General features: G+C 60.9%; 22 protein-coding genes, 1 pseudogene and 1 riboswitch. Of the genes and pseudogenes, 18 read left to right on the forward strand and 5 right to left on the reverse strand.

Annotated elements, in window-relative coordinates:
* On the reverse strand, positions 1-262 hold a 262-nt coding region (locus BMW49_RS12345; RefSeq protein WP_139205700.1), incomplete at its 3' end, for a transposase.
* 122 nt (positions 263-384) lie between these two features.
* On the opposite strand from BMW49_RS12345, the gene BMW49_RS12350 reads away from it, so the two are divergent.
* Genes BMW49_RS12350 through BMW49_RS25125 form a run of 3 tightly spaced genes read left to right on the forward strand, consistent with a single transcriptional unit; the run spans position 385 to position 3,972 of the window.
* Positions 385-990 (forward strand): vWA domain-containing protein, encoded by a 606-nt coding sequence (locus BMW49_RS12350; protein WP_083251754.1) that lies wholly within the window; start codon positions 385-387, stop codon positions 988-990.
* A complete protein-coding gene (locus BMW49_RS12355; RefSeq protein WP_069519178.1) occupies positions 968-1,735 on the forward strand; it encodes a PP2C family serine/threonine-protein phosphatase in 768 nt (255 codons plus the stop codon). Before BMW49_RS12350 ends, BMW49_RS12355 begins: the two co-directional genes overlap by 23 nt.
* Positions 1,732-3,972, forward strand: a complete 2,241-nt coding sequence (locus BMW49_RS25125; protein ID WP_139133826.1) for a topoisomerase DNA-binding C4 zinc finger domain-containing protein — start codon at positions 1,732-1,734, stop codon at positions 3,970-3,972. Before BMW49_RS12355 ends, BMW49_RS25125 begins: the two co-directional genes overlap by 4 nt.
* Positions 3,973-4,504: 532 nt before the next feature.
* On the opposite strand, the gene BMW49_RS12360 is transcribed toward BMW49_RS25125, so the two are convergent.
* Both BMW49_RS12360 and BMW49_RS12365 read right to left on the reverse strand, forming a co-directional pair.
* Positions 4,505-4,798 carry a type II toxin-antitoxin system RelE/ParE family toxin gene (locus BMW49_RS12360; protein WP_069519179.1) on the reverse strand — a complete coding sequence of 98 codons (294 nt, stop codon included), beginning with the start codon at positions 4,796-4,798 and terminating at the stop codon, positions 4,505-4,507.
* Positions 4,786-5,058: a CopG family ribbon-helix-helix protein gene (locus tag BMW49_RS12365; protein WP_069519180.1), complete on the reverse strand. Its 273-nt coding sequence runs from the start codon at positions 5,056-5,058 to the stop codon at positions 4,786-4,788. Before BMW49_RS12365 ends, BMW49_RS12360 begins: the two co-directional genes overlap by 13 nt.
* A gap of 554 nt (positions 5,059-5,612) precedes the next feature.
* Here BMW49_RS12365 and BMW49_RS12370 point away from each other — a divergent pair.
* Entirely contained in the window at positions 5,613-7,232 is a 1,620-nt protein-coding gene (locus BMW49_RS12370; RefSeq protein ID WP_069519181.1) for a SulP family inorganic anion transporter, read from the forward strand.
* Positions 7,233-7,248: 16 nt separating this feature from the next.
* On the forward strand, positions 7,249-8,100 hold the full coding sequence (locus BMW49_RS12375) for a universal stress protein (RefSeq protein WP_069519182.1): 852 nt from the start codon (positions 7,249-7,251) through the stop codon (positions 8,098-8,100).
* Positions 8,101-8,160: 60 nt separating this feature from the next.
* Here the strand turns inward: BMW49_RS12375 and arsB are convergent, their stop codons facing one another.
* Together arsB and BMW49_RS12385 are read right to left on the reverse strand one after the other, a co-directional pair.
* Positions 8,161-9,228, reverse strand: coding sequence for an ACR3 family arsenite efflux transporter (gene arsB, locus BMW49_RS12380; protein WP_069519183.1), 1,068 nt, complete (start codon positions 9,226-9,228; stop codon positions 8,161-8,163).
* 51 nt (positions 9,229-9,279) lie between these two features.
* Positions 9,280-10,353, reverse strand: a complete 1,074-nt coding sequence (locus tag BMW49_RS12385; RefSeq protein ID WP_069519184.1) for an ArsO family NAD(P)H-dependent flavin-containing monooxygenase — start codon at positions 10,351-10,353, stop codon at positions 9,280-9,282.
* A gap of 117 nt (positions 10,354-10,470) precedes the next feature.
* Between BMW49_RS12385 and BMW49_RS25345 the strand changes: the two genes are divergently transcribed.
* The 13 genes and pseudogenes from BMW49_RS25345 (at position 10,471) to BMW49_RS12445 (ending at position 25,537) form a co-directional block, all read left to right on the forward strand.
* Positions 10,471-11,244: a metalloregulator ArsR/SmtB family transcription factor gene (locus BMW49_RS25345; protein WP_069519185.1), complete on the forward strand. Its 774-nt coding sequence runs from the start codon at positions 10,471-10,473 to the stop codon at positions 11,242-11,244.
* Positions 11,245-11,268: 24 nt separating this feature from the next.
* The gene (gene arsH, locus BMW49_RS12395; protein ID WP_069519186.1) at positions 11,269-11,979 is read left to right on the forward strand and encodes an arsenical resistance protein ArsH; all 711 of its coding nucleotides are present in this window, start codon (positions 11,269-11,271) and stop codon (positions 11,977-11,979) included.
* 62 nt (positions 11,980-12,041) lie between these two features.
* Complete coding sequence (locus tag BMW49_RS12400) at positions 12,042-12,368, forward strand: YnfA family protein (protein WP_069519187.1); 327 nt, start codon at positions 12,042-12,044, stop codon at positions 12,366-12,368.
* Positions 12,369-12,392: 24 nt separating this feature from the next.
* Positions 12,393-13,397 (forward strand): ArsJ-associated glyceraldehyde-3-phosphate dehydrogenase, encoded by a 1,005-nt coding sequence (locus tag BMW49_RS12405; RefSeq protein WP_069519188.1) that lies wholly within the window; start codon positions 12,393-12,395, stop codon positions 13,395-13,397.
* Positions 13,398-13,512: 115 nt separating this feature from the next.
* Positions 13,513-14,730, forward strand: a complete 1,218-nt coding sequence (arsJ, locus tag BMW49_RS12410) for an organoarsenical effux MFS transporter ArsJ (protein WP_069519189.1) — start codon at positions 13,513-13,515, stop codon at positions 14,728-14,730.
* A 219-nt stretch (positions 14,731-14,949) separates the two neighbouring features.
* Positions 14,950-15,720 (forward strand): sulfite exporter TauE/SafE family protein, encoded by a 771-nt coding sequence (locus tag BMW49_RS12415; protein WP_069519190.1) that lies wholly within the window; start codon positions 14,950-14,952, stop codon positions 15,718-15,720.
* A gap of 91 nt (positions 15,721-15,811) precedes the next feature.
* Entirely contained in the window at positions 15,812-16,054 is a 243-nt protein-coding gene (locus BMW49_RS12420) for an exodeoxyribonuclease VII small subunit (protein ID WP_069519191.1), read from the forward strand.
* Positions 16,051-16,938 carry a (2E,6E)-farnesyl diphosphate synthase gene (gene ispA / locus BMW49_RS12425; RefSeq protein ID WP_069519192.1) on the forward strand — a complete coding sequence of 296 codons (888 nt, stop codon included), beginning with the start codon at positions 16,051-16,053 and terminating at the stop codon, positions 16,936-16,938. Before BMW49_RS12420 ends, ispA begins: the two co-directional genes overlap by 4 nt.
* A 549-nt stretch (positions 16,939-17,487) precedes the next feature.
* A pseudogene (locus BMW49_RS25620) lies at positions 17,488-17,547 on the forward strand (hypothetical protein); the annotation flags it as partial.
* A 189-nt stretch (positions 17,548-17,736) separates the two neighbouring features.
* On the forward strand, positions 17,737-18,984 hold the full coding sequence (locus BMW49_RS12430) for a methyl-accepting chemotaxis protein (RefSeq protein ID WP_371850872.1): 1,248 nt from the start codon (positions 17,737-17,739) through the stop codon (positions 18,982-18,984).
* Positions 18,985-19,075: 91 nt separating this feature from the next.
* Entirely contained in the window at positions 19,076-20,986 is a 1,911-nt protein-coding gene (gene dxs / locus BMW49_RS12435) for a 1-deoxy-D-xylulose-5-phosphate synthase (protein ID WP_069519194.1), read from the forward strand.
* A gap of 1,597 nt (positions 20,987-22,583) precedes the next feature.
* A complete protein-coding gene (locus tag BMW49_RS25625; protein WP_371850873.1) occupies positions 22,584-23,288 on the forward strand; it encodes a methyl-accepting chemotaxis protein in 705 nt (234 codons plus the stop codon).
* Positions 23,289-23,297: 9 nt separating this feature from the next.
* Positions 23,298-23,501, forward strand: a riboswitch (cobalamin riboswitch).
* On the forward strand, positions 23,489-25,537 hold the full coding sequence (locus BMW49_RS12445; RefSeq protein WP_244168334.1) for a TonB-dependent receptor: 2,049 nt from the start codon (positions 23,489-23,491) through the stop codon (positions 25,535-25,537). (Overlaps the previous riboswitch by 13 nt.)
* Positions 25,538-25,564 lie beyond the last annotated feature (27 nt).

Consider the following 25,564-nt stretch of genomic DNA (forward strand, 5'->3'; position numbering starts at 1 on the left):
TTTTTAAGATGTCGTTATCCATCTTGAGTTGCCGGTTTTCTTGTTCTAACTGCCGAATGCGCTGCTGCTCAGCCGTCAGCGGCTTGCCGATTCCGGCCTGCCCTAATTGCTCGGACTCATACTGCTGTACCCAGCGCCGTACGGCGGTTTCACCGATACTCTGATCTCGGCAAACCTGTGCAACGGTAAGGCCTTGATCCTTAATCATCTTCACGATTTCCAGCTTGTAGCTGTCATCGAATGTTCTGCGTTTTTGGGACATGGGCAAACTCCTCGATAGATGTATTTTCCACCTATCGAGGTGTCCGGGGAAATTAGACCACTACACAGCAACCCTTTGCGGACGCCGAGTTTGCAGAAAACCCTGAACAGCGATGCCCCTGCGTGCTTCTGCTAGACACATCCGGCTCAATGCAAGGAGCACCAATTCGGGAGCTTAATGAAGCGCTTCAGTTCTTCAAAGAGGATCTGCAGGCCGATGCAATGGCGGCCAAGCGAGTAGAGTTGGCCTTGCTAACCTTCGGCCCTGTCAGCGTCAGAACTGACTTTACGACAGTGGACGGCTTCTATCCTGAAATGCTGGAGGCGAGTGGCAGTACCCCCATGGGAGAAGCGATTGTTTGCGCCTTGGATCTTTTGCGTGAGCGCAAGGATCGGTATCGAGCAAATGGCGTCAAATATTACCGGCCATGGGTTTTTCTGATTACTGATGGAGCGCCTACAGACAACTGGCATGATGCTCGCCAACGGGTTCACAGCGGTGAAGAGCGCAAGGAATTCATGTTCTATGCAGTGGGAGTTGAAGGAGCCGATATTTCCACTCTTTCTCAACTGGCTACCCGACAGCCTCTCAAGCTAAAGGGCCTGGCTTTCCGTGAGTTATTCGCATGGCTCTCCAGTTCACTGAGTGCAGTCTCGCAATCTAATCCAGGGGATGCTGTTCCGCTGGTGAACCCTACTGCTCCGGATGGGTGGGCAGTTGCGGGCTGACCCTCGTTGGCGCTGGGCAGCAGCCTCAAGTATCGGCACGTCCCACCAGCGCTTAGAAACACGTAAGCAGGATGCCTATGGCGTTCGACTGAGTTCTAGCGCTCTGCTTGCAGTAGTTTCCGACGGTGCTGGCAGTGCTGCGTACGGGGGCGAGGGTGCTTCGTTGGTTTGTCGCCACCTGCTTGTCGCCTTTAGACACTGGTTTTTAGATCACAATCATCTTCCAGATGACGATACTGTTCGGTGCTGGATTGATGACTTACGTGACCGACTGAGCGTGGTAGCGGCACGGCACGAGCTCACCCGCCGTCAATTCGCTGCAACATTGGTCATGCTGGTTGTTTCCAATGATCAATTCTTGACTCTGCAAATTGGTGACAGTGCGCTTGTAGGGAGAAAGAATGGGGAATGGGAAGCTCTATGCTGGCCTGAGAACGGCGAGTTCGCGTCCACTACATTTTTCGTCACCGATGATCCAGAGGTGCGATTGCACTGTGTGAGCGGTGATCTTGAGCATGATGCTTTTGCTCTTTTTTCCGATGGATTGGAGAGCGTCGCGCTAGAGCAGGCAACTCAACAACCATTTGCCCGTTTCTTTGACCCAATGATAAAGGCTATTGATGAGGCTGAAGGAAATGGACGGCTTGCCAGACTGTCGGAGGCACTTGCCAAGTATCTTGAGACCCCGCGCATTTGCGAGCGTACGGATGATGACAAAACACTGATCTTGATCTCAAAACGATGAGCGCCGCTTCAATTCGCATCGCAGGAAAGAGCGCAGACCTTGGAAAACGACTTGGACGAGGAGGTGAGGGTGATGTATACGCTATCTCTGGACTTCCTGATCAGGCGGTCAAAGTTTACAAGGAAAATCTGCGAGGCTCGCGCGAGACGAAAGTTCGCGCCATGGTGGAGGGGCGACTCTCTGAGAAGTCCAGTCTAGTTGCATTTCCTGTTGCGGTTGTAACCGATGATTCGGGAGCCTTCGCAGGTTTCACAATGCGATTGGTGTCGGGGTTCAGGCCAATCCATGAGCTTTACAGCCCGAAGTCCCGGAAGATTCAATTTCCCAAGGCTGACTATCGCTTCTTGATCAGAACGGCGCAAAACGTTGCACGTGCGGTCGCGACAGTACATCAAGCCGGATGTGTTATTGGGGACTTCAATCACTCGGGTGTTCTCGTTGCTACCGACGCCACGGCGGCTCTCATCGACGCCGACAGTTTTCAATTCAACTTGAACGGCCGCTCCTTTCCGTGTGTGGTTGGAACAGAAGACTTCACGCCGCCAGAGTTACATGGCATAAATCTTAGTCAGGTAGAGCGCACGCGTGCCCACGATAACTTTGGCCTTGCGGTGGCGATCTTCCAGCTACTAGCCATGGGAAAACATCCATATTCAGGCCGCTATAGTGGCGAAGATCTTTCGTTGGGCCAAGCGATTGCGCAACACCGCTTTGCATATTCGGTGGCGCGGCGGAGCGCAACTCGTACCACACCCCCACCAGGCTCGATCCAGCTCACTGACTTCCCACAATCAATTGCTCTTGCATTTGAAGCTGCATTTGGTCTCGATCCCTCAAACCGACCAGATCCGGGAATCTGGGTAAAACTGCTAAATGAGCTCGAGACAAGCCTGCGTCGATGCAGCAAATTTTCCTCGCATTATTTCCCTCATGTCGCATCAAGCTGTGTGTGGTGCCGAATTACCGAACAGTCAGGCGTGGAGATGTTCCCTGTCGACTTCACGGCAGGAAAAGTTTCTGGGGATATTTCTGACGATCTGTCATTTGACCTTAGCAAGATTGCAGCCGCCATTCGCGCAGCTCCTTTACCTCGACCCGATGACATCTTGCCCACGCGGATAGGTGATCTGGGCGCGCAGCTTCCCATTATTCAGAAAGCCCAAAATAAGCGGAAAAGACAACGGTTTCTTGGCGGCGCTATTGCGCTGACTGCCTTTTTCGCCTTTTTGGCGTTACCAGAGGGTGTAGCAGTATGGGGGATGCTTGGCCTGTTCGGATTGTCTCTTCTGATGACGGCAAAGATCGATACAGCTCCGCTGCTGAAGGTTTATATCGATGCTGACAATCGGGTGCGTGAGGCTTCCCTTACTCACCTACAGAGAGTTGGGTTCACAGAAATTTTCCATCTGCGTAATGAGCTGGAAAGCTGCATCGCAAAATATCAACAGTTGGAGGCCGGGCTTACCCATGCGCTAGAGCGGCTGAAAACAACCAGGGAAGCTCGTCAGCGCCATGCTTTCCTTGATCGGTTCCTTCTTAGCCGAGTAAGGATTTCGGGAATCGGCCCGGCGAAGATGGCTGCTTTAGCTTCGTTTGGTATCGAGTCTGCGGCCGATATCAACTATCAAGCGGTGATGACGGTACCTGGGTTTGGGGAGGCATTGACGCGTAAGCTCCTACAATGGCGCAGGGATCATGAGGCGAAATTCCGATATAACCCAGCTTATGACCCTGCCGACCAGAGGGACGAGGATACTTTAAGAGCAACTGCTTCCACTGAAAGAGCGGCTTTACAGGCCAAGTTGCGGTCAGGATTGGCAGCGCTGCAGAACGCACCATCAAGGCTTGCTGCCAACAAGAATTTGCCAGCATTGCCCCTAATGCAAGCGTTAACAGATCGCGCTCGGGCCGAGCGGGACTGTGCGGCTCTTGGAATCAAAACACCACCTCATGGATCTATTAATCCGCCCATTCCGAGGCCGGCTGCACCGACTCAGCCGTTTCATACGCAGTACCAAAAGCCAGTGCCACAGCCACAGCGGCAGCAGATAAAGCCTCAAGCGGCGCTACCGCACCAACAGGTACGCTCAAGCGCTGGACAGGGAGCAGCATCCCCTGTGAGCTGCCCGGTTTGTCGTTCACCCATGGTAAAACGCATGGCAAAAAAAGGGCGCAATGCAGGGAAACACTTCTGGGGTTGTTCGTGTTATCCACGATGCAAAGGGACTCGGAATTAGTTGAGCCTTCCAAACACGCCAAATTTATCTCTGCCCCCACCCATATCTTCAGCCGTTCCGGTCAGCCCCGGCGCACGACGATCCGGCTGAGTATTCCGCGCTTGCTGAGACCGCAAAGTCAATATCCATGAAGGTTTCATGGTAATTACAAGCGTCATCAACAACCGATCACTACACAAGGGCTAGCGAGAGGGTTCAACTGGGCCTCAAGACTCTTCGTCCTGCCCCACAGCCTATGTTGCATTAGGCTGACGGAGGGCAACTGCCTAACCGTTCAAGTTACGCAAAGACAGCATGGGGGAATAAACGGAGGAACAAACTAAACAAAAAACAAAATATCTATTTATATCAATAGCTTAATGGATATAAAAAGCCGACCACAAGCCGGTTTTTTTATGCCTGAAATAACCAAACAACCCTAGCTGGAAGTCTAGACAAGCCCATCCGGCGGCAAACTGAATCTGAAACAGGTCGAGAACGTGATAGAGCACGCCACCTGCGAAGAGCGTGTAGTGATCACAAGAATTAAAACTCAGTAACCGACTTCTTTCTGATGCCGAAAGGCCAACACATAAACAGCGTCATCCGCGCGCTCATGCCGGTAGAGTGCAACATAACCCGAATCACCGAACTCGATGATCAGCTCACGTAATTCCGGCAGCTCTGCAAATGGGCGACCTACTTCCGGTCCTTTTTCCAGCAGAGAGAATTGTCGCTCAATCGCCTGAGCGGCTCGCCGGGCTACCTGCGGACCTTTCCCAGCCAGAAACTGACGACAGCGCTCCAGCCCTTGCGCCGCACCTTCGGTGATAATCAATCGTGGCACTCGGGAAGCTCCGCCTCAGCCTCAGTCCCCCAGGTATTAAGCCAGGCCCGAGCCTCTCGGCCGGTCAAATGCCGACCCGTTTCCTGATACGCCGTCCACGACGCCAAGGCTTCCTGTTTGAAGCTCTCGCGTGCTTCCTCGCGCTCGACGTACTGCGCTATCGCTTCGCGCATAATCCAGTGGGGAGAACGTTGACGCAGCCCCGCCAGATGCTGAATACGACTCTTCAACTCGTCATCAATCTTGATAGAAGTGGCCATAGCCTAACCCTCATTATCTAAAGGTATTACCTTTTAGGAAGGTATCAGCTGCCCAACGCATCTGTCCATGTACCCAGAGAATGGATGAATGCAGTGTTAGCGCGCAGGCAGATGGCCGCATAAAAATAAATAAATTTAAATCAATAGATTAGATCCTAGAGCCCATCCACAAGCCGTGTTTCTATGCCAAGCGACGATGTGCGGTCAAGGTTGGCAAAATCTATACGCGCAGCACCTCCACCACGCATCGGCACTCCCCGCAGGGCACGCCAGGGTCGAACCCTGCGGCCATTTGCTGTAATGTGCACGGCTTCGACGTGAACTCACTACCGATCGAGCCCATGACTTCCAACACCCTCTGGCTGCCTACGCCGCCATAGCGCTACGCCCCCTCGCATTACCCGTGACTGTCTGCCCTGCCAGCGGTCATGCGCTGCTGTGCACCCGGTTCTGAGACCTGCCACAGCCTTTTAAACCCACAATATGAATCTGAATCGAACTGCCACATGCGCCATGCATGCTGCGCCGTACGGTCTATTGCCCTGGGAATTCCGATGTTCCACTCGCTCAAACACACCTGGTTTTCCAATATCAAAGGCGACGTGCTCGCCGGTCTCGTGGTGGCCCTGGCCTTGATCCCCGAGGCCATCGCCTTTTCCATCATCGCCGGCGTCGACCCCAAGGTCGGCCTCTATGCCTCCTTCTGTATCGCCGTGGTGATCGCTTTCGTCGGCGGCCGACCGGGCATGATTTCCGCAGCGACCGGCGCCATGGCGCTGCTGATGGTCACCCTGGTGAAGAACCATGGCCTGGAATACCTGCTGGCGGCCACGCTGCTGTGCGGCCTGCTGCAAATTGGCGCGGGCTATCTGAAACTCGGCTCGCTGATGCGCTTTGTCTCACGCTCGGTGGTGACGGGCTTCGTCAATGCGCTGGCCATTCTGATCTTTATGGCGCAACTGCCCGAGCTGACCAATGTCACCTGGCACGTCTATGCCATGACCGCTGCAGGGCTGGTACTGATCTACGGTCTGCCCTGGCTCGGTAAGTACAGCTTCCCAGGCATTGGCTTGTACGCGCTGATCATCGGCTTTGCCCTGGTACTGGGCAGTGTTGATGCTCGCCTCGGCTATGGCGCGGTGATCATAGGCCTGGCACTGGCGACCGTGCTGTTTCGCTGGAGCAAGAGCCTGGTCATCCCGTCACCGCTGGTATGCATCGTGCTGCTGACGGGTGTGGCCATGCTGTGGGGCGTGGATATCCGTACCGTCGGCGACATGGGCGAGCTGCCGGATACCTTGCCGATCTTTCTCTGGCCAGACGTACCGCTGAACCTCGAGACCCTGACGATCATCTTCCCCTATGCCGCCGCACTGGCCGTGGTTGGTCTGCTGGAATCGATGATGACCGCCACCATCGTCGATGACCTCACCGACACCCCCAGCGACAAGAACCGCGAATGCAAAGGCCAGGGCGTGGCCAATATCGCCTCCGGCCTGCTCGGCGGCATGGCGGGCTGCGCGATGATCGGCCAATCGGTGATCAACGTGAAATCCGGCGGCCGCGGTCGTCTCTCCTGCCTGGTGGCCGGCGTCGTGCTGCTGCTGATGGTGGTGTTTCTCAGTGACTGGGTCAGCCAGATCCCCATGGCCGCGCTGGTCGCGGTGATGATCATGGTGTCCATCGGCACCTTTAGCTGGGACTCGCTGCGCAACCTGAAGAAGCACCCGCTCTCGACCAATATCGTCATGGTGGTCACCGTGGTAGTCGTGGTGGCCACGCACAACCTGGCATTCGGCGTGCTGGCCGGCGTGCTGTTGGCGGCGCTGTTCTTCGCCAACAAGGTCGGCCACTACATGCATATCGCCAGCAGCGCGGATGCGGACGGCCAGCGAACCTACACTGTGACTGGCCAGGTGTTCTTTACCTCGGCAGACAAGTTCGTCGAGGCATTCGACTTCAAGGAAGCCCTGAGCAAGGTGACGATCGACCTTAACCGCGCGCACTTCTGGGATATCACCGCCGTCGCGGCCCTGGACAAAGTGGTGATCAAATTCCGCCGCGAAGGGACCGAGGTCGAGGTGCTGGGCCTGAACCAGGCCAGCGCGACCATCGTCGACCGCTTTGGCGTGCACGACAAACCCGATGCCATCGACAAGCTTATGAGCCACTAACAAGAGGACACTAAAAATGACCCACGTAATGGCCTGTATCGACGGTTCTGCCTCATCCACTGCCGTCTGCGACTTCGCCGCCTGGGCCAGCACGCGCCTGGGCGCACCGCTGAACCTGCTGCATGTCATTGACCGCAGCCTCTACCCGCAAAAGGGCGACCTTAGCGGCAACATCGGCCTGGGTAGCCGCGAGCATCTGCTCGAACAACTCGCCGCCCTGGATGAGCAGCGCGGCAAGCTGGCCTTCGAGCAGGGCCAGTTGATGCTCAGTGCGGCCAAAGAGCGGGTCATGGCCAGCGGTATCGCGACCGTCGCTCTGCAACAACGCCATGGCGACCTGGCCGATACGCTGCACGAGCTGGAAGCCGATATCCGCTTGCTGGTGATCGGCAAACAGGGCGATGCCAGCCCGAGCGCCGGCCAGCCGATGGGTAGCCAGCTGGAAAGCGTTATCCGCAGCCTGCACCGGCCGATCCTGGTCACACCCAACATCTTCAGCGCGCCGCAAAGCCTGATGCTGGCGTTCGACGCTAGCGCGACGACCCACAAAGGTGTCGAGATGCTCGCTGCCAGCCCGCTATTCAAAGGCCTGCCGATTCACCTGGTGATGGTCGGCCCGGACGTCGCCAGCAACTGGCAACCACTGGAGCACGCGGCAAGCGTGCTGGCAGGCGCAGGTTTCGAGGTGCACAAGGCGCTGGTGCAGGGAGATGTCGAACCGGCCCTGCATGAGTACCAGGCCAGCCACGGTGTCGACCTGCTGGTGATGGGCGCCTATGGCCACTCGCGCATCCGCGAATTCCTGGTGGGCAGCACCACCACGTCGATGATCCGCACCTCGGCCAGCCCGCTGTTGTTGCTGCGCTGACGGCCAGTCAGTTGGCTGGCTGGGGCGGCACCGGTTAAGGCCACTCCAGCACGGAGGCAGTTACGTATGCTCGTACCAGCCCTTGCTGGTATTGACCATGCGCACCAGCCAGAGCATCACCGGTACCTCGATCAGCACACCGACCACCGTGGCCAGCGCGGCGCCGGAGTTGAAACCGTATAGAGCGATGGCCACCGCCACCGCCAGCTCGAAGAAATTCGACGCGCCGATCATCGCCGCCGGCCCGGCGATATCGTGGCGCACCTTGAGTTGCCGGCACATCCAATAGCCGAGTGCGGCGATAAACAGGGTCTGCAGCAGAATCGGCACCGCCAGCATGGCGATGATCAGCGGCTGGGCAACGATGGTCTGGCCCTGGAAGGAGAACAGCAGCACCAGGGTGGCGAGCAGGGCGAGGATGGAGAACGGCCCGATGCGGGCGAGCACCGCTTGCAACGCCGCATCACCCCGACGCAGCAGGCGCGCGCGGATAAACTGGGCGATGGCTAGGGGAATGACGATATACATCACTACCGACAACAGCAGGGTGTCCCAGGGCACCGGGATCGATGACACGCCGAGCAGCAAGGCAACGATGGGCGCGAAGGCGAACACCATCACCAGGTCGTTGATCGCTACCTGGGTCAGGGTGAAGTTGGCGTTGCCCTTACACAGGTTGCTCCAGACGAACACCATGGCGGTGCAAGGCGCGGCGCCGAGCAGAATCAGCCCGGCCACGTAGCTGTCGACCTGCTCGGCCGGCAGCCAGTCGGCGAACACATGGCGCAGAAACAGCCAGGCCATAAAGGCCATGGTGAACGGCTTGATCAGCCAGTTGATGCTCAGGGTCACGCCCAGGCCGGCGCGCTGCTGGTAGACCTCGCCGATGGCGCTGAAGTCGATCTTTATCAGCATGGGGATAATCATCACCCAGACCAGCAGGCCCACCGGGATATTCACCTGGGCAACTTCCAGCGCGCCCACCGCCTGCGCTGCTTCGGGGGCGACCAGGCCGAGCAGGGTGCCGCTGATAATGCAGAGAAACACCCAAAGCGTCAGGTAACGCTCGAAAAACCCCAGAGGGGCACCTGCGGCTTGCTTGCTGATCACTTCACACTGGCTGGACATTGCGATTTCCTTGCAACTGAACGCCGACTCTAGCGGCGCTTGGCTGCTTTGCTATTGATCTGTATCGCCCTGCAGGGCTGCGGTGATTTCATTGACCGTACTGCGCGCGGTGCGGGTGACGCCGATCAGGGTGGCCGAGGCCGCTCCGGTCCATTCGCCATAGCCGACCAGCCACAGGTTGGGCTGTTTGCTGGCGCGGGTGCCATCGACGGCGACCTTGCCATCGGCTTCCAGCACACCCAGGCCCTGCAGATGATCCAGTGCCGGGCGAAAGCCGGTGCACCAGATCACCGCATCTACCGATACGCGGCGACCATCGGCCCACTCCACACCGTCTGCGGTGAAGCGCTGGAACGGCCGTTCGGCCACCAGCACGCCGCGCCCGCGGGCCTCGCGTACCGGCTCGACCATCACGATATCGCCCAGGCCGCCCACCGGCTGGTCGATCACGCGGCCTTCCAGCTGGGCCTTCCAGCGTTCGGTGGCGCGCTCGAACAGCACCCGGCCGTCGACCTCATCGGGCAGAAAGGCTGGCGGCTCTGGGGTGATCCACAGGGTCTCAGCGACCTTCGACACCTCAGCGAGAATCTGCGCCCCGGAGTTACCGCCGCCCACCACCAGCACACGCTGGCCAGCAAAGGCCTGCGGGTTACGGTAATGCGCCGAGTGCAGCTGCTGGCCAGCAAACTCCGCTTGGCCTGGGTAAGCCGGGATAAACGGCTTGCTCCAGGTGCCGGTGGCGCTGACCAGGGCGCGGCAACGCCATTGCTGGGTGCCGGCCTGCACCACAAACAGCTCGCCGTCGCGCGTCACCGAATCGACATGCACCGGCCGCACAATCGGCAGCTGATAGCGCGCCTCGTACTGGGCGAGGTAGTCAATCACCGCATCGCGGTGCGGGTAGCCGGGCGCTGGGTTGGGCATTTGCCAGCCGGCAATCGAACTCCAGGTGGCTGGAGAAAACAGATGCAGCGAATCCCAGCCATGCTGCCAGGCGCCGCCGGGCTGGGCTTGATCATCCAGCAGCAGAAACGACAGCTGGGTGCGCCGTAGAAAGTAGGCGGTGGCCAGGGCGGCCTGGCCGCCGCCGATAATCAGCACACCCACTGGGGCTTGTGCGGTCATGCAGTCGCTCCTTGGTGACTCGCTGGTGGCGAATGTCGGGCTATGAAGATATACGGTTTACAAGATATACGGATATCAATATATTCGCCAAACCGTATTTGCATGACACCCATCGCTATGAGCCAAAAGACCCGCGTGCTGTTTCTCTGCGTGGCCAACGCCGCCCGCTCGCAGATGGCTGAAGCGCTGTTGCGCCATGCCGACCCGGAGGGCTATGAGGCTTTTAGCGCCGGCACGCTGCCTGGTGAGGTCGACCCGCGTGCGCGCCAGGCCCTGGAGCAGTTGGGCGTGAGCACCGATGGCCTGCACAGCAAGCCGCTGGAGAGCTTCGACGGTCAGCAGTTCGACTACGTGATCACCCTGTGCGACAAGTCCGCGTTCGAGTGCAGCACCTTGCCCGGGGCCGGCGAATATATCGCCTGGGACTTCGAGGACCCGGCCAGCAGCCAGCAGCAGAATGCCTACAAGCACTGTCTGCAGCAGATCCACGAGCGCATCAAGATGTTCGTGCTGGTCAAGAGCAAGGCCCAGGCCCCGCAGCAGATGCTGGCACCGGTCACCTTGTTCAAGTGCCTGGCCGATGACACCCGCGCGCGCATGACCCAACTGATCGTTCAGGAAGGCGAGCTGTGCGTATGCGAACTGACCGCCGCCCTGCAGCAAAGCCAACCGAAAATCTCTCGCCACCTGGCCCAGCTGCGCAGCAGCGGCCTGTTGCAAGACCGCCGGGCCGGGCAATGGGTCTACTACCGGTTGCACCCGCTGTTGCCGGCCTGGGTGAACCAGACCCTGGCCCAGGTACTGACGGCTGACGACCCGCAACTGGCCGAAGACCGTTTGCGCCTGCACAGCATGCGTGACCGCCCTGATCGCGCGGCGCTGTGCGGCTGAACCCCTGAATTGCGGAGAAACGTCATGACCACTGAGCTACCAAATATCGACCCCGCGCTGCTGGACATTCCTACCCCGGACAGACTGGCGCAACCGGTCGCGGCGCACAAACCGCGCATCCTGTTGCTGTACGGCTCCAACCGGACGCGCTCTTACAGCCGCCTGCTGAGCGAAGAAGCCGCGCGGCTGCTTGAACAGTTCGGCGCCGAAGCGCGGATCTTCAACCCCAGCGGCCTGCCGTTGCCGGACGATGCGCCTGAGGATCACCCCAAGGTGCAGGAGCTGCGCGAACTGGTGCTGTGGAGTGAGGGCATGGTCTGGTGCTCGCCGGAACGCCATGGCGCAATGACCGGGGTGTTCAAATCGCAGATCGACTGGATTCCCCTGAGCATGGGCGCGGTGCGCCCGACCCAGGGCAAGACCCTGGCGCTGATGCAGGTCAGCGGTGGCTCGCAATCCTTCAATGCGCTGAACCAGATGCGCGTACTCGGGCGCTGGATGCGCCTGTTCACCATCCCCAACCAGTCGTCGGTGGCCAAGGCCTTTCTCGAATTCGATGACGCCGGGCGGATGAAACCCTCGGCCTACTACGACCGGGTGGTGGATGTAATGGAAGAACTGGTCAAGTTCACCCTGCTGCTACGCGGCCAAACGGACTACCTGGTGGACCGCTACTCCGAGCGCAAGGAGTCAGCCGAACAGCTATCCAAACGGGTCAATCAGGCGGCCATTTAAGGCGCTGGAGCACAGCCCATACATACGACCAGGCCAGCTGCGGCTCGGCTTTTGAGGTAAGCATGCTCAATACCATCGGGCTGTTCGCCCTCACGGCACTGGCCGAGATCATCGGCTGCTACCTGCCGTACCTGTGGCTCAAGCAGGGCAAGAGCATCTGGTTGCTGGTGCCGGCCGCTGCCTCCCTGGCGCTGTTTGCCTGGCTGCTGACCCTGCACCCGACCGCCGCCGGGCGGGTATATGCCGCTTACGGCGGGGTGTATGTGGCGATGGCGATTATCTGGCTGTGGCTGGTGGACGGCATTCGCCCAACCCAGTGGGACCTGCTGGGCGCCGCCGTGGCGATGCTCGGCATGGCGATCATTATGTTTGCGCCGCGTGGCGCCTAACCACGTTCGAGAGGAAATCTGTCCATGGCTATTAAAGTAGGCATCAACGGTTTTGGTCGTATCGGTCGCCTGGCGCTGCGCGCCGCCTGGGGCTGGCCTGAGCTGGAGTTTGTGCAGATTAACGACCCGGCCGGCGATGCGGCGACCCACGCTCACCTGCTGAATTTCGACTCGGTGCATGGCCGCTGGCAGCATGAGGCGAGCAGTGAAGGCGAGTGCGTGCTGATCGACGGCAAACGCATCCAGGTCACCGCCAACAAGGCCATTGCCGACACCGACTGGAGCGGTTGCGACCTGGTAATCGAGGCCAGCGGCAAGATGAAAACCGTCACGGTGCTGCAAGGCTATCTCGACCAGGGCGTCAAGCGCGTGGTGGTCTGCGCGCCGGTGAAGGAAGCCGGGGCGCTGAATATCGTCATGGGCGTTAACCAACAGCTGTTCGACCCGGCGCAGCATCGCATCGTGACGGCGGCGTCGTGCACCACCAACTGCCTGGCCCCAGTGGTCAAGGTGATCCACGAAAACCTCGGCATCCGCCACGGTTCGATCACCACCATCCACGACCTGACCAACACCCAGAGCATCCTCGATCAACCGCACAAAGACCTGCGCCGCGCCCGCGCCTCAGGCATGAGCCTGATCCCCACCAGCACCGGCTCGGCCACGGCGATTGCCGAGATATTCCCCGAGCTGCGCGGCAAGCTGAACGGCCATGCGGTGCGCGTACCGCTGGCCAACGCCTCGCTGACTGACTGCGTATTCGAGGTGGAGCGGCCGACCACGGTGGAGGAGGTGAATGCCCTGCTCAAAGCCGCCGCCGACGGTCCCCTGGCCGGGATTCTCGGCTATGAGGCGCGACCGCTGGTGTCCATCGACTACCGCACCGACCCGCGCTCCTCGATCATCGATGCGCTCTCGACCATGGTGATCAACGGCACCCAGGTGAAGCTCTACGCCTGGTACGACAACGAATGGGGCTACGCCAACCGCGCGGTGGAACTGGCGCGTATGGTTGGCCAGTCCGCCTGACCCGATGATGTGGGAGGGGCTTTAGCCGCGACTTGCCTCAACTGCTGTCGCGGCTAAAACGGAATGCCGCCCAGCCCTCCCACCGGATCGCACTTACCTCCCCAGCAGGATCGATATGCACGCTCTCGCCCGACTTTCCCCCGAGATCCGCCAATACCTGCTGGTCACCGGTAACTACTGGGCCTTTACCCTTACCGACGGCGCGTTGCGCATGCTGGTGGTGCTGCACTTTCATAGCCTCGGCTACACGCCGCTGCAGATTGCCGCGCTGTTTTTGTTCTATGAGATTTTCGGCGTCATCACCAACCTGGTCGGCGGTTACCTGGGCGCGCGCGTGGGCCTCAATCGCACCATGAATATCGGCCTGGGCCTGCAGGTGGCGGCCTTGCTGATGCTTACCGTGCCGGCGGTCTGGCTGACGATTCCCTGGGTCATGGGTGCCCAGGCACTGTCGGGCATCGCCAAAGACCTGAACAAGATGAGCGCCAAGAGCTCGATCAAGCTGCTGGTGCCAGACAGCCAGCAGGGCACGCTGTACAAGTGGGTGGCGATCCTTACCGGCTCGAAAAACGCGCTCAAGGGTGTGGGCTTCTTTATGGGCGGCGCGCTGCTGGCGCTGCTCGGCTTTGCCGGCGCGGTGCTGGTCATGGCGGCTGTGCTGACGCTGATCTGGCTGGCCAGCCTGTTGCTGCTGAAAAAGGACATGGGCAAAGCGAAGGCCAAGCCGAAGTTTCGCGACATGCTGTCCAAGAGCCGAGCGATCAATATCCTTTCAGCCGCGCGGCTGTTTCTCTTTGGTGCGCGCGATGTCTGGTTTGTCGTAGCGCTGCCGGTGTACCTCTCCAGCGTGTTTGACTGGGACTTCTGGCGGGTCGGCGGCTTTCTCGCTATCTGGGTGATCGGCTACGGCATCGTGCAGTCATTCGCCCCGGCCATCACCGGCAAGGCCAGCGGCCGGGTGCCCGATGGCCGCGCGGCATTCGCTTGGGCTGCGGTGCTGGCCGGTTTGCCGGCCGCCATCGCCCTCGGCCTCGACACTGCGTTATCGGCGCAGTGGGTGTTGCTTGGCGGACTGCTGGTATTCGGTGCGCTCTTTGCGGTGAATTCCTCACTGCACAGTTACCTGATCGTCAGCTACGCCAAGGCAGACGGCGTGTCGCTGGATGTCGGCTTCTATTACATGTCCAACGCCCTCGGCCGGCTGCTTGGCACGCTGCTGTCGGGCTGGGTATATCAGGCCTATGGATTGGCGGCCTGCCTGTGGATTTCCTCGGCCTTTGTGCTGTTGGCGGCGTTGATTTCCATCGGTTTACCGCGCCATCTCAGCAGGTGATTCAGCCTCAGCGCGGCACGAGTAGCAGGGGCGCCGCGCGCACCAAGAGTCTTGCAGCCTAAGGCGGTGCGCACGGCGCACCCTACGGCTCTACCGTTAAGCCCCAGCACCTGAGCGCAACACAAAACCAGGACATAGCCCTTAGCAGCTCATCTAGCAATGAAGTCCTCGCGCGATCTCGGGCATACTCACGCATCTTTTTGGTGCGAGCGATGCTCCATGACGATCCCTGAACTGATTCTGCTGGTCGCCGCCGGCTTTGCTGCCGGGGCCATGAACGCCCTGGCGGGTGGCGGTACGTTCTTTTCCTTCCCAGCCCTGTTGGCTGTCGGTTTGCCGCCGGTAACGGCCAATGCCACCAATGCCGTAGCGCTATGGCCGGCCAGTGTGGCCGCGGCCTGGGCCGCACGGTATAACCTGCGCCCGCTGGGCAGCTACCTGTGGCCCTTGCTGGGTGCCGGCTTGCTCGGTGGGCTGCTCGGCGGAACGCTGCTGCTGATGGGCGGCGATGCGCTGTTCGCGCGGCTGATCCCCTGGCTCTTGCTCGCCGCCACCGCGCTGTTCGCCGCCAGCCCCTGGCTGGCCCGCTGGCTGGCGGCACGCCGCGCCGAAGCGCCGTTGCCGGCCCACAGCCCGTTGTCACTGGCCGCCCATGTCGGCGTGTCGGTGTACGGCGGTTACTTCGGCGCGGGCATGGGCATCCTGCAACTGGCGGCCTTCTCCATCGAGGGGCATGCGCTGGCGCGCAGTAACGCGTTGAAGAATTTGATTTCGGCAGTGATTTACAGCGTGGTCACCGTCACCTTCGTGCTCGCCGGGCGGGTCAGTTGGCCGGAGCTGGCCATCCTGCTGGTCGGCGCCATCGTCGGTGGCTATGTCGGCGGCGCCCTCGGCCAGCGTTTGCCAGCGCCGCTGCTGCGCGCCTGGGTGATCCTGGTGGGCAGCGCGATGACCCTGTATTACTTCTGGGCCACCTACGCCGCCGTCTGAATGGCGCCTGACACGACCACCGGATTTGCCCTGCAAGGCGCGCCTCTGCTAGTGTCGCGCCGGTTCCAGAACCCGCCAGAGACCCGCCGCCATGGCCCGTAAAAAAGTCGCGCTCGATTTCGAGCAGTCCCTCACCGATTTGCAAAGCCTGGTCGAGCGCCTGGAAAACGGCGAGCTGTCGCTTGAAGAGTCGCTCAGCGCCTTCGAGCAGGGCATTCGCCTGACCCGTGACTGCCAGGCCGCCCTGGCCCAGGCCGAGCAGAAAGTGCAGATTCTCCTCGAACGCGACGGCGAGCTGGAGGAAGCCCCCTTCGACGCGGAACCCAACGCATGATCGCGGCCTATCAGGCCCAGTGCCAACGCCGCGTCGACGCCGCCCTCGACAGTCTGTTCCTAGCGCCCCAGGCCGACCTCGGCACGCTTTACCAGGCCATGCGCTACAGCGTGATCAACGGCGGCAAACGCGTGCGCCCGCTGCTGGTCTATGCCGCCTGCGAAGCCCTCGGTGGCGCAGTTGAGCACGCCGATGGCGCGGCCTGCGCGGTCGAGCTGATTCACGCCTATTCCCTGGTGCACGACGACCTGCCAGCCATGGACGATGACGACTTGCGCCGTGGCCAGCCGACCACCCACAAGGCCTTCAACGAAGCCAGCGCGATCCTTGCCGGCGACGGCCTGCAAAGCCTGGCCTTCGAGGTGCTCGCCGATAGCCAGCGCAACCCGCAGGATGCCCAGGTGCGCCTGGCGATGATCGCCAGCCTGGCCAAAGCCGCCGGGCCGGCCGGCATGGTCGGCGGCCAGGCCATCGACCTGGGCTCGGTCGGCCTGCGCCTGGACCAGACCGCCCTGGAAAGCATGCACCGACACAAGACCGGCGCGCTGATCGAAGCCAGTGTGCGCCTCGGCGCCCTGGCCAGTGGCAATGCGGACAACCGCACGCTCAAGGCCCTGCACGCTTACGCGCGGGCCATTGGTTTGGCGTTTCAGGTGCAGGACGACATTCTCGATGTGGAAAGCGACACCGCCACCCTCGGCAAGACCCAGGGCAAAGACCAGGCGAACGATAAGCCGACCTACCCCGCCCTGCTCGGCCTGGACGCTGCCAAAGCCTACGCCCAAGAGCTGCGCGATCAGGCGCTGCATGCCCTGCGCCCATTCGATCACGCCGCCGAGCCGTTGCGCGAGCTGGCACGTTATATCGTCGAGCGGCGCAGCTGAGCGGCGCCGAACGCCACACCGCGCCATACCCTAAGCTGTCACAGTCACGCGGGAAAATTTCCTACTTTCCTCAACTTCATGGCCTACGCGCCGATGAAATAGGGGCTGTCGCCGTTTCGCCCGCTGCCGCCCCAGAGCGGCAGCAATAGACTCTGCGCGGTAACCTGCATGCAGCCGTGAGCATGCCTGCACGCCGACTGGATCCGAATGTGACCGATCTTGCTCCTGGAGGAGCGACCTATGGCCTTGCTGATGGCGCTGTACGATGACTGCGAACGTGTACTGTTCAACTCGCTGACCCGCAAACTGGCCAGCCTGTTTCTGCTGGTGCTGCTGAGCGTGGCGCTCTATTTTCTGGCCGTGCACAGTGCCGAGACGATACTCGCGTTGCTGAGCCAGGCTCGGGTCGATGCCCAGGTCACGGCTGCCGTCGCCGAACAGCTCGCGGGCCTGTGTCATGCGGCCCTCGCGGCGGGCCTGGCCACGCTGCTGTTTATCGCCTTTATGGTTGGCTACTTCCGCCACCTGATCGTACGTCCGCTGCGGCAGATGATCGGCTCGCTGGAAGACGTGGCCAATGGTGAGGGCGACCTCTCCCGCGATATGCCAGAGCTGACCCACGACGAAATCAGCCAGTTGGCCGCCACCTACAACCGCTTTCTGGCCAAGCAGCGCGAAACCATCGCCAGCGTTCAAGCCCTGACCGTGGGCATTGCCGTGGAATCGGCCAAGTCGCTGAAGAACATCCTCGGTTCTACTCAGAGCACCCAGCACCAGACCCGCTTCGCCCAGGAGGTGATGGACGAAAGCAGCGACGCAGTAGCCCGCATCCACGAGGTTTCCCAGGAAACCCAGGGCATCGCCGCCACCACCGCGCACAACCTGGACATGGCCCGGCACTCCTACAGCGAGCTGCAGGAAGTCACCGGGCAGATCAACCTGATCTCCACCCAGCTCGGCGAATTCAGTCAACTGGTCGCCGGCCTCAACCAGCGCTCGGCGAGCATCAAGTCGATCGTCGGGATGATCCAGGACATTTCCGGGCAGACCAACCTGCTGGCCCTCAACGCCGCCATCGAAGCCGCGCGGGCTGGCGAGAGCGGCCGTGGCTTCGCGGTGGTCGCTGACGAAGTGCGCAGCCTGGCGCAGAAGGTCAACACCGCTACCGAAGACATCGCGCGCAATATCGACGCGATGCTCCAGGAAGTCAGCACCACCCACCAGCAGACCCTGGCCATCAGCCAACGCGCCAGCAGCACCCGCGATGTGGTGCAGAAGGCCTCGGAGAACTTCGCGCAACTGGTGACCGACTTCCAGAGCACCAACGACAGCCTGGCCGGCATCGCCGCCCACGTCGAGCAGTTCGCGGTGAGCAACGCCGGCATCAACCAGCGGGTCAGCCAGATCCACAGCGAGAGCCAGGCCATCGACCAGAGCATGCAGCAGTCCTCCCAGGCCACCCGCGACCTCTCCAGCGTCGCCGAGCAGGTGCAGGACACCATCGGCCGCTTCGTCCTCGGCCACGGCGAGCTGGATGCGACCATCAGCCGCGCCGGCCAGTGCCGTGACCAGTTGCAGGTGCAGCTGGTCGACCTGCAGCGTAGCGGCGTCAACCTGTTCGACCAGCACTACCGCCCGGTCGCCGGCACCGACCCGCAGCAATACCTGACCGGCTACACCCAGCGCCTGGCTGAGCTCTGCCAGAGCAGCTGCGACCAACTGGTCAAGGACACCCCGGGCGGCAAGGTGGCCTTTATCGTCGACACTCAGGGCTACTGCCCGGTCAACAACAGCTGGTTCTCGCGCCCACCCACTGGTGATCGCAGCAAGGACCTGGTCGGCAGCCGCGACAAGCGCAAATTCACCGACCCCTCGGGCCTGCGCGCAGCGCGCAACACCCAGCGCTTCCTGCTGCACACCTACGTGCGCGACACCGGGGAAATCATGACCGAGATCGACGTGCCCTTCTTCATTGAGGGCCGTCACTGGGGCACCTTGCGCCTGGGCTTCGACGCCAGCGCCATGCTGCAGGCGAACAAGGGCTGAAAGGCACACCAAGACCGCACACGGTGTTTGGGTCACATAGGGTGCATCGGGTAAACTGCCAGGCTTCTACGCCTGAATAACGATCCGCCTGATGCCGACGACCTTTCATGAGATCCCCCGTGAGCGCCCGCTGACGCCCCTGCTCGACCGTGCGAACACGCCGGACGCGCTGCGTCGCCTGGCCGAAGCCGAGCTGGACACCCTGGCCGACGAACTGCGCCAGTACTTGCTGTACACGGTGGGCCAGACCGGTGGGCATTTCGGCGCGGGCCTTGGGGTGATCGAGCTGACCATCGCCCTGCACTACGTCTTCGACACCCCCGACGACCGCCTGGTGTGGGACGTTGGCCATCAGGCCTACCCGCACAAGATCCTCACCGGACGCCGCGAGCGCATGGGCAGCCTACGCCAGAAGGACGGCATCGCCGCCTTCCCGCGGCGCTCCGAGAGCGAGTACGACACCTTCGGCGTCGGCCACTCCAGCACCAGCATCAGCGCCGCCCTGGGCATGGCCATCGCCGCCCAGTTGCAGAACAGCAAGCGCAAGGCCGTGGCCGTGATTGGCGATGGCGCACTGACCGCCGGCATGGCCTTCGAGGCGCTGAACCATGCCAGTGAGGTCAACGCCAATATGCTGGTGATCCTCAACGACAACGACATGTCGATCTCCAAGAACGTTGGCGGGCTGTCCAACTACCTGGCCAAGATTCTTTCCAGCCGCACCTACGCGAGCATGCGCGAGGGCAGTAAAAAAGTCCTCTCGCGCCTGCCCGGCGCCTGGGAAATCGCCCGCAAGACCGAAGAACACGCCAAAGGCATGCTGGTCCCCGGCACCCTGTTTGAAGAGCTGGGCTGGAACTACATCGGCCCCATCGACGGCCATGACCTGCCGATTCTGCTGGCGACCCTGCGCAATATGCGCGACCTCGACGGCCCGCAGTTCCTCCATGTGGTCACGAAAAAGGGCAAGGGCTTCGCTCCGGCCGAAGTCGACCCCATCGGCTATCACGCAATCACCAAGCTGGAACCGATCAACGCACCTGCGGCGCAGCCTCTTTCTATCCAGAAGCAGGCCACTGGCCCGAAATACTCCAGCGTGTTCGGCCAGTGGCTGTGCGACATGGCCGAAGCGGACGAGCGCCTGGTCGGCATCACCCCGGCGATGAAGGAAGGCTCGGACCTGGTGGCGTTCAGCGAGCGCTACCCCGAGCGCTACTTCGACGTGGCGATTGCCGAGCAACACGCCGTGACCCTCGCTGCAGGCATGGCCTGCGAAGGGGCCAAACCGGTGGTGGCGATCTACTCGACCTTCCTCCAGCGCGCCTATGACCAACTGATCCACGACGTCGCCGTGCAGCACCTCGACGTGCTCTTCGCCATCGACCGCGCTGGCCTGGTCGGCGAAGACGGCCCGACCCACGCCGGCAGCTTCGACCTCTCCTACCTGCGCTGCATCCCCGGCATGCTGGTGATGACCCCGAGCGATGAGAACGAGCTGCGCCGCATGCTCAGCACCGGCCACCTCTACGACGGCCCGGCAGCGGTGCGCTACCCGCGCGGCAGCGGCCCTAACGCGGTGATCGAACCGGGGCTGTCGCCCCTGGAAGTCGGTCGTGGGGTGGTCCGTCGCCAGGGTCAGGGCGTCGCGCTGCTGGTGTTCGGCGTGCAGCTGCGCGAAGCGCTCAAGGTCGGCGAAACCCTGAATGCCACCGTGGTCGACATGCGTTTCGTCAAACCCCTCGACGAGGCCCTGGTGCGCGAGCTGGCGGCAAGCCATGGGCTGCTGGTGAGCATCGAGGAAAACAGCATCATGGGCGGCGCCGGTAGCGCGGTCAGCGAGTTTCTCGCGCGGGAAAGCCTATCAACGCCTATGCTTCATCTGGGCCTGCCGGACTACTACGTCGAACACGCCAAGCCGGCGCAAATGCTCGCCGAGTGCGGACTGGACGAAGCGGGTATCAAGGCCGCCGTGCGTGAGCGCCTAACACTGTTAAACGGCTAAGCCCCGCCCCTCCGGCTCATTTATTGCAATATGCCGGGGCTATGCTTAGGTCGTTTAAGCAGCGGATAGGGGCGCATATATGCAGTTACGCAGTCACCAGATGGACTTCAAAGGCCATGAGCGTCGCTGGCTGCCCTGGTTCGGCAGAGCCGGCAAGCTGGCCATGCGCTGGTCCTGGCTACTCAACGCCCACCAGGCCGAGCGCGTAGAGAAAACCTTTGCCGGCCTCACCGCGACCCGTGTCGACCTGCTCACCACCTGGACGCGCCAGTACTGGCAGGAGCTCGAACTGGTCGGCGCAGCGCTGACTCATCGCTGGCCCAACCTCTCGCCCGAGATTCTGCAACGGGCCCGCGGGCATATGCCGGAAGTCTCCGAGCTGTTCGTGGTCGACCTCAAAGGCCGCATCCTCGCCTCCACCCATGCCGCGCATCAGGGCCAGGTTCACCCTGCAGACGCACTGGCCAAGGGCCTTAAGGGCCAATTTCTGCTCGGTCCCTATGTCGATGAGGCGACCCTGCGCCTCGGCCCGACCACCTCGAAGTTTCATGACGCCGTCACCCTGATGTTCCACCAGCCCCTGCAGCATGCCGGCCAGGTGGTCGGCTGCCTGTGCGCACGCATTCCCAACGATGTCATGAGTGACCTGATCCAACGCGAAGCCGGGCATGTCTACCGCGACTCCGGCGACAATTACCTGTTTATGGTGGCCAGCGCTGATGGCAAGGTCGCACCCGGGACTGCTTTGTCGCGCTCGCGTTTTGAAGACGACGCCTTCACCGGTGGGGAAAACCTGAAACAGGGCGTGCACACCCCGTTCGGCACTGTAAGCGTGCAAAAACACACCGAATTCGAGCTGCGCTTCACTGACCCCGCGACCGGCGAACTGCACCCCGGTGTGCGCGAAACCATCCGCCACGGCAGTAATATGTTCGTGCTCTACCCCGGCTACCCGGACTACCGCCGCGTACCCGTCATCGGCGCGGGGCTGACCCTGCGTCTACCCGGCTCTCCGGATACCTGGGGAATGATGTGTGAGGGCGATCTGGAAGAAGTCTATCGCCAGCGCAGCCTCAGCTACTCACTGGCCAGCCAGTTGCTCGCCGGCCTGCTCGCTCTGGGTGGTTTGCAGTGGGTGCTGCAGCAGCAAGCCATCGAGCATGCCGCCCCCTTGACCTTCGCCTGTGCCAGCCTGTTGCTGGCCGGTTTCTGGGCATTCAGCCTGCGCAAGCGCGCGCGCACCCTGCAATCGTTGTCGGACTTCTTTCTCGATACCGCAGAATGCGGCGCGCCCCTGAGCAACCGCCTGGCCCTGGAGCGTTTCAACAGCGACGAGGCTGGCACCCTGGCCGGCTGGGTCAACAGCTTCGTCGACAAGATGGACCACACGATGCAAGGCATCGTCACCGCCGGCAGCGCCCTGCAAGGTACGTCGTCGGGACTCACGCAGACCTCCATCGACGCCAGCCAGTGCGCGGGCCAGGGCCAGGCGGCAGCGGTCGCGACCGCCCGCGCCATGCTCGACGTCAATCACAGCATAGGTGCGGCGACCAGCCATATCCTCGACAGTGAAAGCGCCTCTCGCCAGGCCCTGGCCATGACCCAGGAAGGCAGCGCAGCGGTACAGCAAAATGCCGATGACGTGAGTCAGCTGGCCGAGCAGATCGAACGCTCGAGCCTGGCCTTGCAGGCCCTGAGCCGGCAGACCGAAGAGATCCAGCATATTACCGAGGCCATCCACAGCATCGCCGACCAGACCAACCTGCTCGCACTCAATGCTGCCATCGAAGCCGCCCGTGCAGGCGACAGTGGCCGCGGCTTCGCTGTAGTCGCCGATGAAGTCCGCGGGTTGGCCAAACGCACAGCGCAAGCCACCAGCGAAATCGCCACGAGCCTGGGCAGCGTGCGCCAGCAAACCCTCGATACCCTGACCGGCATGCAACGCTGCCAAGAAGCGGCGCTGCGCAGCGTCACCCGCTCGGACCAGGCGACAACGGCGCTGGAACGCATCCAGCAGGAAGTCAGCGGCATGCAGGACCGCCTCGGCCAGATCAGCCAGGTCATGCGCTCCCAGCTACAACAGGTGGAGGCGGTCAACGCTCAGGCCCAGGCCATTACCGGCGCCACCGAGCGCAGTAGCCAGAGCGCCGACGAAACCTTGCAGGCGGCCCAGTCACTTGCCCAGTTGGTACTCGACCTGCACAAGACCGCCAGCCGCCTGAGCCGTCAGGACAGCACCGGGGGCACCAGCCCGTCTGGTAACCCCAGCAGAACCCTTGTGCTGCCAGCCAATGCGCACTAAGGTGCGCGCCATTCGATCGTCCCTCAGGGTTCGCCATACACTGGCGTTAAACGGGAAGCCGGTGGGCGCTTAACGAGCTACCCCGGCACTGCCCCCGCAACGGTAATCGACCGCAGCGTGCTGCACCACGCTCCACAGGCCACTGGATCAATCCGGGAAGGCGGAGCGAGGCAGGTCGAGAGTCCGGAGACCGGCCCTGAGTGGATCTGACAGGTGTTGCGGAGGGCATCACCGTCAAGCTCGGTGCCTGCGCGCCCGTTCTTGCACCCTGCCCTCCTCAAAAGCCTTTCGACCTTTTGAGGATTCTCTACGTGAAATTGCCCCGTATTGCCTTGGCCGTAGCGTTACTGCCAAGCGTCAGTTCTGCCACCAGCGATACCAGCAGCTATGAACTTCCACCGCTGGTCGTCACGCGCGCAACCGCACTGCAGAAACCGGCCCCGGCGAGCGTCAAAGTCATTGACCGCAAAGAAATTGAAGCGAGCGCCTCCACTTCACTGGTAGATGTATTACGCGGACAAGCTGGCGTGCAAGTACGTGACACCATCGGTGATGGCAGTCGCGCCAATATCAGCCTGCGCGGCTTTGGCGAGAACTCAGTCAATAACACCTTGGTGCTCGTAGACGGCCGTCGACTTAACCAGCCAGCCCAGTCAGGCCCTGACTTTAACAGCGTCCCGCTGGCCAATATCGAGCGCATCGAGATCATTCGAGGCGCCGGCACCGTGCTTTATGGCGACCAGGCCGTTGGCGGAGTGATAAATATCATCACCCGCACCCCATCAAGCAACGAAGCCTATATCGAAAGCAGCATCGGCAGTCACGATCTCGAAGCCTACCGCGGTCATATCAGCCAGCAATTGGGGGCCGGCTTTGCGGTGTACGCCAGCGGTGAAACCCGTAACACCGACAACTACCGCGACCGAAACAACGCCAACTACAGTAATACCTTCGCCCGTCTGCGCTATGACTATGAGAGCGGCCACACTCTGTATGAATACCAGACAGTCGATGATGAGTTGTTGTACCCAGGAAGCTTGAGCCTAGCCGAACAAAGAGCCGACAGAAAAGCCAGCTTTGATGCAAATGGCAATGGTTTTAATAACAGCAAGACACAGGTGCACCGCTTTGCGCTTGAACAACAGCTGAACAACATCTGGTCCACCAACTTCGATTACAGCTACAGCGATCAAGACGGTATCGGGGCGTTTAACTTTGGCTCATTTGTTTCGCCCTTCACCCAAGGCACCCGCATAGAAACCTTTAGCCCGCGCATCACGGCTCGCTTCGACAACAGCCTTGGTCATGTAGAGTGGCTATTTGGTCATGACCATATCAGCAGCGATTACGAGTACCAAAGCTCGGCGCTTAATAACCTAGCGACACAAACACAACGCGACTGGTACACCCAGTTAAGTCAGAACCTCGGTCAAGACCTGACGTTAACCGCGGGCTACCGCAATAGCGAAGCGCAGGACACCATCAAATCCAAAAACCTGGAGCAGCGTGCACGGGAAAGCAGTAGCAGCCTCGGTTTAAGCTGGCAAGCAAACCAAAAGACGCGCTTGTTTATCAAACGTGAGGACGTATTGCGCTGGGCTAACGTTGACGAGAATGTGTTTGCCAACCCAAACATCACCTTCCTCAAACCCCAAACAGGTGAGTCGTGGGAAGGCGGCGTGGAATGGGATGACGCTATACAGCGTTATCAAGCCAGCATCTATCGCCTGCAACTGAAAGACGAACTGCTCTACGACCCAACAGCGGAAGGTCTTAACAGCGTGTTCGGTTTTGATGGCGCCAACATTAACCTAGACAAGACTCTGCGCAAAGGCGTGTTACTTGAAGCAGAACGCCAATTGACCCAGCGCTTGAGCCTGGGAGGCCAGTATACCTATACCGATTCCGAATACCTGGAAGGCAGTTTCAAAGGTAATGAAGTGTCAGGTGTCGCTCGCCATAGTGCTAGCATCCAGCTGGGGTATCAACTGCTGCCAGGTTTGAATACACAATTAGAAGCGGTATACACAGGCTCACAGTATCTCTCAGGTGACGACGCCCATACGCAAAACCGCGTAGACGGCTACACACTGCTTAACGCGGCAATCACCTATGACTACGAGCAGTTAACTAGCAAACTGCGCATCAATAACCTGACCGGCACACACTATGATGCGTACGCCAACCTTTTTAACCGCAGCTCTGCACCGGAAGAGCAGGTGCAGTTGAGCGTTGGCTACCGCTTTTAAGTCAGCACAGCATGTAACAAGGCCGCG

Source organism: Pseudomonas cuatrocienegasensis (assembly GCF_900110925.1).
GTDB classification, from domain to species: domain Bacteria; phylum Pseudomonadota; class Gammaproteobacteria; order Pseudomonadales; family Pseudomonadaceae; genus Aquipseudomonas; species Aquipseudomonas cuatrocienegasensis.